This is a genomic window from Acutalibacter sp. (assembly GCF_056800975.1).
In genome coordinates, this window is sequence record NZ_JBQISV010000085.1 from 1 (window position 1) to 9063 (window position 9063).

General features: G+C 60.5%; 5 protein-coding genes. All 5 read right to left on the reverse strand.

Annotated features, from left to right (window positions below; all coding sequences use genetic code 11):
* Positions 1 to 241 precede the first annotated feature (241 nt).
* The 5 genes from asnB to spoIIR all read right to left on the reverse strand — a co-directional run bounded on the left by asnB (position 242) and on the right by spoIIR (position 8471).
* Positions 242 to 2065 (reverse strand): asparagine synthase (glutamine-hydrolyzing), encoded by a 1824-nt coding sequence (gene asnB / locus ACTO5E_RS08825; RefSeq protein ID WP_482303049.1) that lies wholly within the window; start codon positions 2063 to 2065, stop codon positions 242 to 244.
* A gap of 620 nt (positions 2066 to 2685) precedes the next feature.
* Positions 2686 to 3597 (reverse strand): glycoside hydrolase family 25 protein, encoded by a 912-nt coding sequence (locus ACTO5E_RS08830; RefSeq protein ID WP_482303050.1) that lies wholly within the window; start codon positions 3595 to 3597, stop codon positions 2686 to 2688.
* Positions 3598 to 3782: 185 nt separating this feature from the next.
* On the reverse strand, positions 3783 to 3971 hold the full coding sequence (locus ACTO5E_RS08835) for a hypothetical protein (RefSeq protein ID WP_482303051.1): 189 nt from the start codon (positions 3969 to 3971) through the stop codon (positions 3783 to 3785).
* Complete coding sequence (locus ACTO5E_RS08840) at positions 3932 to 7285, reverse strand: PD-(D/E)XK nuclease family protein (protein ID WP_482303052.1); 3354 nt, start codon at positions 7283 to 7285, stop codon at positions 3932 to 3934. The genes ACTO5E_RS08835 and ACTO5E_RS08840 overlap by 40 nt, the downstream gene beginning before the upstream one ends.
* Before the next feature lie 571 nt (positions 7286 to 7856).
* Positions 7857 to 8471: a stage II sporulation protein R gene (gene spoIIR / locus ACTO5E_RS08845; RefSeq protein WP_482303053.1), complete on the reverse strand. Its 615-nt coding sequence runs from the start codon at positions 8469 to 8471 to the stop codon at positions 7857 to 7859.
* Between the last annotated feature and the right edge of the window lie 592 nt (positions 8472 to 9063).

Here is a 9063-nt window from a genome sequence, read left to right on the forward strand (position 1 = left end):
CGCCGTCTTTTTACCCAGAAGGGGCCCCTTTCTGCGTCAAAAATCCTCGCCAATCGGAAGATTGCCTTGCGTTTTTTCCTTGAAATGAACCCCTTCTGGGTAAAAATTCGTCATTTCCTCTATTTTCAAACAAGCCCTAATCCTGAATGAAGGGAAAGGGACTTTTCCCGCAAAGTCCCTTCCAAACCGTCAAAAGCATTTCCTTTAAGCCTGTGCCAAAAGCGAACCGCAGCCCCGCAGGTCAGCGTTCCACAAAGAACTCCTTGTACCAGACCAAAAAGGTGTATACGGTCCAGACCTTCCGGCTGTTGTCCCGTTTTCCGGCCCGGTGCTCGTCCAGCAGCTTTACCAAAGCCCCGGTGTGGAAGAATTTCTCCGCCTCCGGCCCCTCAAACGCCGCCTTAACCCGTTGATAATACTTCTCCTCTTTCAGCCACACCCGGGTGGGCACCGGGAAGCCCAGCTTTTTCTTGCCCGCCCACTTCTCCGGCATCCGCCGCAGCGCCGCCTGACGCATGGCGTACTTGGTGTTCTCACTGTTGACCCGGTATCGGGTGGGAATGCGCCCGGCCAACGCCATAATCTCCTTGTCCAAAAACGGCACCCGCAGCTCCAGGGAGTTGGCCATGCTCATCTTGTCCGCTTTCAGCAGAATGTCCCCCACCATCCACATGTTCAGGTCCACAAACTGCATTTTGGTCACCGGGTCCCGATCCTTCACCATGTCGTAATAGGGCTTGACCAACGCTGCCGGAGAGGGCGCGCCCACTGGACGCTTCAGCAGGGCCCGGCGTTCCTTCTCGGTGAACATATAGGCGTTGCCGATAAAGCGCTCCTCCAAAGGCTTGCCCCTGCGCACCAGAAAGTTCAGCCCCCGGTGGGCGGGCAAAGCCCCCGCAAGCTTTCCAATGAGCCGCCGGATGGGCAGAGGAATCTTCTCATACCAGGCCATGGACAGAGGCTCCTTGTAGATGTTGTACCCGCCGAAAATCTCGTCGGCCCCCTCCCCGGAGAGCACCACCTTCAGATGCTGGGCCGCGATATTGCACACAAAGTACAGGGCTACCGCCGAGGGGTCGGCCAGAGGCTCGTCCATGTGGTACTGAATTTTGGCGAAGTTCCCCCAAAAGTCCTCCGGGGTAATCACCTTGCTGATGTTTTTCACCGGTATGAGCTCCGAGAGCTCCCGGGCATAGCTGGTCTCATTGTACCGCTCCCCATTGTCAAAGCCCACGGTAAAGGTCTTGTCCACCTTGGCCGAGCAGGCCACATAGCTGGAATCCACCCCCGAGGACAGGAAGGAGCCCACCTCCACATCGCTGATTTTATGGGCCTCAATGCTGTCGTCAAAGGTTTTCTCAATGTCGTCCACCCATTGCTCCAAGCTGCGGTCCTCCTCCGGGCGGAACTCCGGCAGCCAGTAGCGGGTGGTCTCCATGCTCCCCTTCCGGTACACAAAATAGTGGGCCGGGGGCAGCTTGTACACGTCCTTGAAAAAGGTCTCGGGCCCAGGGGAAGACTGAAAGCTCAAATAGCTCTCCAAGGCCCTTTCGTTCAGCTCCTTTTTAAAGTCCGGGTGGTGGAGAAAGCTTTTCAGCTCCGAGCCAAAAAGAAAGCTTTCTCCCATCCGGGCATAGTAAAGGGGCTTGATGCCGAAAAAGTCCCGGGCCCCGAACAGCTCGCCCTTTTCCTTGTCCCAGATGACAAAAGCGAACATGCCCCGCAGCTTGTTCAGCAGAGCGGGGCCGTATTCCTCATAGCCGTGCAGCAGAACCTCGCTGTCGGCGGCAGTGGTGAACACATGCCCCGCGGCCAGCAGGTCCCGCTTCAGGTCCCGGTAGTTGTATATTTCGCCGTTAAAGACCAGCACCTTGCTGCCGTCCTCGTTGAGCATGGGCTGCCGGCCTCCTTCCAGGTCAATAATGGACAGGCGGCGAAAGCCCAGAGAGACCTGGGCGTCCTGATAATACTGCGCGTCGTCAGGGCCCCGGTGGGCAATGGCAGTGGTCATGGCGTGAAGAACGCCCTCGTTGGGGTCGCCGGCAAAGCCTACAAATCCACACATATTCAGATATCCCCCTTGCGTTGTTGGTCAGATAAAAATAGTATACCACATTCAGGCGAAAAATGGTAGAGTTTATTTTGCGGGGGAATGTCTGAAGAAGGAGCTTATGACAACGGAACAGCCTCCGGCGGCTGAGGAGCTTTGTCCCCAAGAAACCTATCCCTGTTGAAAAGGTAGACAAAGCTTTTCTGAACGCTCACCAAAGCCCTGCTAATAAACTCTTTATTTTGAGGGCTCCTTTTGCGAGAGAATGTCCAAGACAGAGAAAAAAGGGAGAGCCCCAGGGCAGATACCGGTTCTTATAGACAGTCAGACAGACTGCCAGAAATCGCGGTAACAGCCCCCGCCCCGGGGAGTGCCCCTTTCGCAGGCTTTAATGTAGGGGTAGATATCATCCGGAAGTACCGGAACCCTGGGAGAGACGGGCGGACACGCAGCTTCGCCTCTACAAGGGTTCCTGGACGTAAAGCAAATAAAATGCGCGGTAGGACACTCCCGCCCCCGCCAGTCCTTGACAAGACTCCTAGGGCGAATTCCAGACAAAGCAGCCCCGGACTCACCCCGGCCCATTTTCCGGGCCGGTTGTCCGGGGCTGCTTTTTCCCTGCGCAGGCCAGCGCGTCATGAGTTCCCTGCGTCCTGCTCCGGCTCCTTTTCCAGCGCCCGCATAAAGGCCTCGGGCCCCAAGGCCTCCATCAGCCGGTGCAGTACCACCAGCACCCGCACATAGGTGGGGCTGGCGTCAATCTGGGTGTTGTCCTCCCCACCTGTGCCAGAGCCGGTGAGCTCCAGCCGGCGGTACACCTCCTCCACCTGCTGGCGGGCCCAGCCGGGCACATCGCCAATGGTGCGGTAGCGGGACTCGTTTTCCCGCACGGCCCGCTGGGCCTCCTCCCGGGCCAGATCCCGAACCTGCTCCTTGGTCATGTCAGTCCACTCTCCTTTTCCAATAATCGCCGGGTAGTCCCGAAACGCCCGGTTCATGTCAAAAACTCTGCCGTTGATTATTCCCCTGTCGCTGTACTGCCACAGGCCCGCGTCCGGCCAGTTAAGGTCCGGCCCCCACTGGGCCACCCACCGGTCCAGGTGGGCCAGCCGTGGGCTGTTCAGCCGGGTGCGCATCCAGCTGAGAGAGGCGTAAAGGCCGCAGTAATACCCGGCCTGGCGCAAAGCGCTGCAGTAGGTCAGGCAGTTGTCAATCAGAGCCTGGCCGGTGGGCAGGGTGCTGTCTTCCAGGTCATACCACACGCCGTAAAGGGGGGTGAGCCCCTCCAACAGCCGCAGGGTATGCCGGGCCTCGCTGCTGGCCATGGTGGGGTTGCGGGCATAGGAGTAGAGATACACCCCAAAGGGTATGCCGTTATCCAGGCATTTTCGCACATTGGCCCGGTACTGGGTGTCGTCCTGAGAAGGGTAGTCGTCGCCGTAGCCGCAGCGGATAATAATAAAGTCCACTTTGTCCCGCAGGGCGGCAATGTCCACATTGCCGTTGAACTGGGAAATGTCAATGCCGCTGGCAAGAGGGCTGGGCATAGAGGTCACCTCTGTTCTTCTGGTTTGTCGGGCAGGAGGCGCGGCAAAAAGCAACGCTCCCGGCCTATCCTATGCGGACAGGGCCGGGAGTGTGTATGCTTTATCGTAAACGCGGCGGCGCGGGCACGCCCGTGCGAACTGCGTTAACTATATTTTCAAGGCCAAGGGCGGCATCCTCCGGCGGCTTAAGAGCTCTTTGTCTTCCGCTCCTTCAGCACCTTCACCACATCCCCCTCCTGAATCACCCGCAGGGTGTCCTTCCTCCTCTGCACTGCCAGCGCCAGGGTCAGCGCCAGGTTGATTGCCGTCACAATGCCCAACGCCAGCCGGGGGCCTATTCCCGGCTTTCTCCGTCCTGCTCCTTGTTTGCCCATGACGATTCCTCCTGTCTCTTTTTTATGGCGTCCATGGCCTCTTTTAGGGTCATGCGCTCATTCTCCACATCCCGGTCGCTGAATTCCCTGCCGCACACCGGGCGATAGGGGCAGTACTGGCAGGCGGGCTGGTTCTTCATGTGGGGACGGGCCGCGGCTGCGCCCTCCTCCAGCTCCCGCCCCATAGAGGCGATGAGCTGCAAGGAATATTCCAGCACCAGCCTCAGCTCCTTTGCGCCCAGCACCGAGCTGCGGCTGTCCGGGTTCCCGTCCTTTTTCAATACCGCCGGGACAAACTCCCCCTTGGCCGCTGCCTCCATGGCCTGAATAATCTCCCGGTCATCCAGCACCAGGCCGCTCATGCGCAGCTGGCGGCTCTCTGCCTTGGCCACCTCTGCCGGGTCCGCGTCCCGGTCCACGCTGACGCTGGGCTCCGCCGCCGGCATATACAGCACCCCCGCCGGTTCCAGCCCGCCCCTTTGGGTGAGCGCCGCCAGATACACCAGCATCTGCATGTTCAGTCCATACAGCACGTCTCCCAGCCGAAAGCTTTTGCTGCCGGTCTTATAGTCAATCACCCGCACATAATTTTTGCCGTTGGGGCTGCGGTAGATGTCCACCCGGTCTACCGTGCCCCCCACGGTGACAGCTCTGCCTGAGCCGGTCTCCACCCGCAGGGGGGGCATGTCCCGTCCCAGCCGCCATTCCAGGTGCTCGGGGACAAACAGGCTCTGGGCCAGCTCCCGCTCCACCTGGGCAATCAGCTTGCAGGCCGACTGGGCCATCCGTTCCAGCCGGTAACGCTCCCGGCCAGAGAGCAGCTCGGCCCCCCCCATATTCTCCGCCGCATATTGCCGTATGAGCGCCCGCACCAAAGCCCCCAGCTCCTCCGGCGTGCGCCTTGCCCGCACCTCCGGCGGTTCCCGAAAGACCTGCTCAAACAGATAGTGCATCAAGGTGCCATACTGCAATACATCTACCTGGGCGGGGCGGCGTTCCCGGGCATTGAGCCCATACCGGCAGTAGTACTGGAAGGGGCAGCTGTGGTAGGTCTCAATCTGACTGGGGGAGAGGAACAGCCGCTCTCCATACAAAGCCTTTGCGGCGGCAGGGTCCTCCATCCGCTGGGAACGCTGGCCCCCGGCCCGCTCCAAAGCAGCCAGCCGCCCTTTATAGTCCGGCTCCCCTGCCGCGAACAGCTTCAACGCCGCCGCCTGGGGGCTGTTCTCCCGCCATCTGGCCGCCATGCGGGAGAATGCCGCCTCCCGGGAGTTGGCAAAATAGGCCTCAGGCAGCTCCGTGACCGGCTGAAGCCCTGGAAAAATGCCCCGCACCTGGGTCACCAGTTCGCTGGGCTCCTTGTCCTCCCCGCTTGCAGAGCCCGGCCAGCTTATGTAAAGAGCCTCCCGGGCCATGCAGGCCACCGAATAGGCCAGATACCGCTCCTCCATGGCCTTCTGCTCCAAGGGGTCCCCCAGGGGCAGGTCCAGGGCAATCAGCTCCCGGCGTTCCGCGTCAGAGAACACGCCCGAGGACCTGGGCGTCAGGGGAAAGTCCCCCTGCGTCACCCCCATCAAAAACACCACCCGGGGGGCAGTCTGACGCACCTGCTCGGCTGTGCCGAACACCACCTGGTCCACGGTCTGGGGTATGTCCGACACATCCTCCCCGGCCATCACCTCCCGCAGCAGCCGGTAAAACCGCTCTCTCGGGGTGAGCCTGTCCCCCAAAATGCGGTACATCTGGTCCAGGGTCTCCATCAGCAGGTTCCACACCCGCAGCTGCCGGGCGGCAAGGCCGTCCTCTCCGGCCAGCTCCAACCGGCGGCAGTATTCCGGCAGGCTCTCCTCCAAGCCAAAGTCCATCAGCAGCTGATACACCGCCTGACTGAGCTGCTGCCCGGTGGCCTCTTTGGCGGACTGGGCAAAACGCTCCAAGGGGGGCACCAGCCTCTCCCGCAGGGCGTTGAGCCGGTCCAGCTCCTGCTGGTCCTGGGGGGTGAGCTCCTGCCCAAAGCCCCGGGGGTGCCGGGTAAAGGGCTGCCGCCAGCCCTGGCCGTTCAGCCGCCAGAGAAAGGCGTAGTTCTCCAAAGCAGAGATCTCCTCTGTCGTAAACCCGGAGACCCCGGTCTTCAGCAGCTCCATAAGCCCGTCCGTGCCAAAGCCCTCCTGTACAGCCTCAAAGGCCCCCAGGGCAAACCGGCACACCGGCTCCGCGTCCACCCGCACAGGCTGAGACAGAAACACCGGGATCTCCCGCTTTTTCATGGCTACGTCTAGCCGGCCAAAATACCATTCCGGCGACCGGCAGATAATGGTGATGTCCCGATAGCGCACTCCCTGGGCCGCCAGCCGCCGTATGGTGGCGGCCACATACTCCGACTCCTCGAACACATCCCGGGCAGCGAACAGGGTGACATGCTCCTGCTCCCCAAGGGGCTGCTCCCGCCCCTGTGGCCGGAACAGCTGGGCTTCCAGCTGCTTCAGGCTGCTGTTGGCAAAGCGGGGCGCGCCGGTGAGCGCCACAGGGGGCAGCAGGCCCACCCCCTGCTCCTCCGCCAGCCGGGTGACCCGCCGGCGGGTACGGTCCACCAGGGCGAACAGGCCTGCGCTGTCCTCCTCCAGCCCGTCGGTGCAAAGGCTGACCAGCACCCTGTCCGCCTGACGGAGCAGCTGGCCCAGCACCTTCAGCTCCTGTACTGTAAAGCCCTCAAAAGCGTCCACCGCAATGGTGCAGCCCTGAAAAACCCTGGCTCCCTCCAGGGCCTGGGCCAGCCGGGTCAGGTCGTCCCGAGAGTCCAGATAAGAGGCGCCCACCAGGGCCTCATAGGCAGTGTAAACAAGCCCCAGCTCCCGGAGCTTCTGGGCCAGGCCCTGGCTTTTCAGCAGACCGGCGGTCGCGGTAAGCTGCAGGGGAGGGATGCCGCACATTTTCATCTCATTGACAGCAGTGAGCATCAGGTCTGTAACCCGGCCGGAGCCTGCGGCGTTTTTGTACACCACAAGGCTGTCCTCGCAGGCGGCGACAGCGGAGGACATAAGAATGCGCCGGCCCCCGTCGCTGAGCCTGTGTCCGGCCACGCCCCCCTCCTGACGGAAGACAGCCTCAGCCAAGCGGGTAAAGCTATAAACGCTGATGGCATTGGCCCGCTGCGGCCCGGCCAGCCGAAGCATGGCCTTTTCCGTCTCAAAGCTGTACTGCTCAGGGACCAGCATCACGCAGCGGCTGTCCCCGGCCAGACTGCGGTCAGAAAGGGCCCGGCGGAGGTACTCGGTTTTACCGCTTCCGGCGCGGCCCAGAATAAATTGAAGCAAGAAAAGCGCCCCCTGAAAGTAAAGAATAAAGATAAGTCAAATGTATGGCAAAAGCCCTGCCGCCCCGTTCACCCCAAACAGAAGGGCCCGCCCTCTGAATGCACCGCCTGCAAAACGGACGCTCGCCCCCTTGCTCCGCAAGGGGAAGAAGCTTTGCTTCGCAAACCTTCCGCAGCCGCCAAGACCCCGCGTCTGCGCTCGCTGGGCCTTCGCTCTATCCCAACTGGCCGCAAACAGATGGCGGAAGCAAAAGCAGTTTTTTCTGGTTGTTTGGGGGTTCTCGTGAAGGAGGGTCAAAAAGGGTCTGTTTCTGAGGCTGACGGCAGCAAGCAGTCCGCTGGTCTCCCTTTGGTCGACCTCGCTAGGGACGGCGGCACAGCTCTGCCCCGTTCCCTACTTGGTGATGAGAGAAAACTACTGCCTCGCACCGTTGCTGTCTGCGCCGCCTAAGGTCAAGGTCAAGACCTTGGGGACTCTGTCCCCAAACCTCTGCAACCTTTGAAAAGGTTGACGAAACTTTTGATTCGCGCACCCTTGCTCTTGCTTCGCTCTGGTCTTTTCGCCCGCGCTGCTACTGGCCCCGCAGCCACTCCCGCAGCTGCTCGTATAGCTCCGTCACCTTTAGCCCCACCCGGTATTTCCCCGCGTGCTCCGCCAGCTCCCGCTGACTCTCCGGCAGCGTTCCCAAGGGCTCCCCGCCCTCTCCCGCCGCCGGCAGACACAACGCCGGAAACACCACGCACCACCAGTTCCGGCCCTCGCCCTCTCCAATGGTCACCCGCAGCGACCGGTAACGCCCCGCCGGCAGCGTAAAGCCCTCATACTGCCGGGTGGGGTAATACTCCTCTGTTACCTGGGCCCGCACCCGTTCCGAAAATCCCTCTCTGCGCACCACGTCCTCCGCCGCCAAAGTAATTCCCTCCAAATGCGTACACAGCAGCACATTGGCCTCCTCCATGCTTTCCGCGTCCCGGCACCATTGACCAGCCTCCTGCAATACCGCGTCCCGCACCTGTAGCTTCAGGGCCTGGTCAGCCTCGCTGTCTGAATTTGCCACCACATGCAGCCGCAGCAGGTTTTCTGGCAGCTGCTCCGCAGTCCCCGCTGTCCGCAGCCAGCCCAAACAAGCAGCCAACACCAACCCGCAGCAGAGAGCCCGCGCTATCATTTTTCTCCGTTCGTTCATAGTGACCCCGCCTTTTCCGTATGTTTTTGGGAAGAACTGGAAAAAGTATGGGACGCCGGAGAAAATTTATTCACCCTTTGCAAAACAAGAATGGGAGCTGTATAATAAGGGCAGTCTCTGCTCTGTCACCCCCTCTACAAAAAAGAAACACCCCCGTGCTCGGCCTCCTACTCAACACCCTTTTCGACACACCCAAGCCCCGCCCATCCTCCTGGGAGCCCATCTGGCAATAGATTTTTCGAGCCCTGGACTCTGTCTTAAAATCGGGGAAAATGCTGGATTTGGGGCCAGGGACAAGTGATTTCAAGATAAAAATGAGATTTTTGACGCTGAAAGCACTGTTTTTGGTCAAAACTGGCAGATTCCGGAGTTTTCAAGCAGATTCTATGCGGACAGCCGCATACCCAGATCCCTCTACAGAAAGAAGCACCCCCATGCTCGACCTTCACCCAACACCCTTTTCGACACGCCCAAGCCCCCGCCCCACCTCCTGGGAGCCCATCTGTCAATAGATTTTTCGAGCCCTGGACTCTGTTATAAAATCGGGGAAAATGCTGGATTTGGGGCCAGGGACAAGTGATTTCAAGATAAA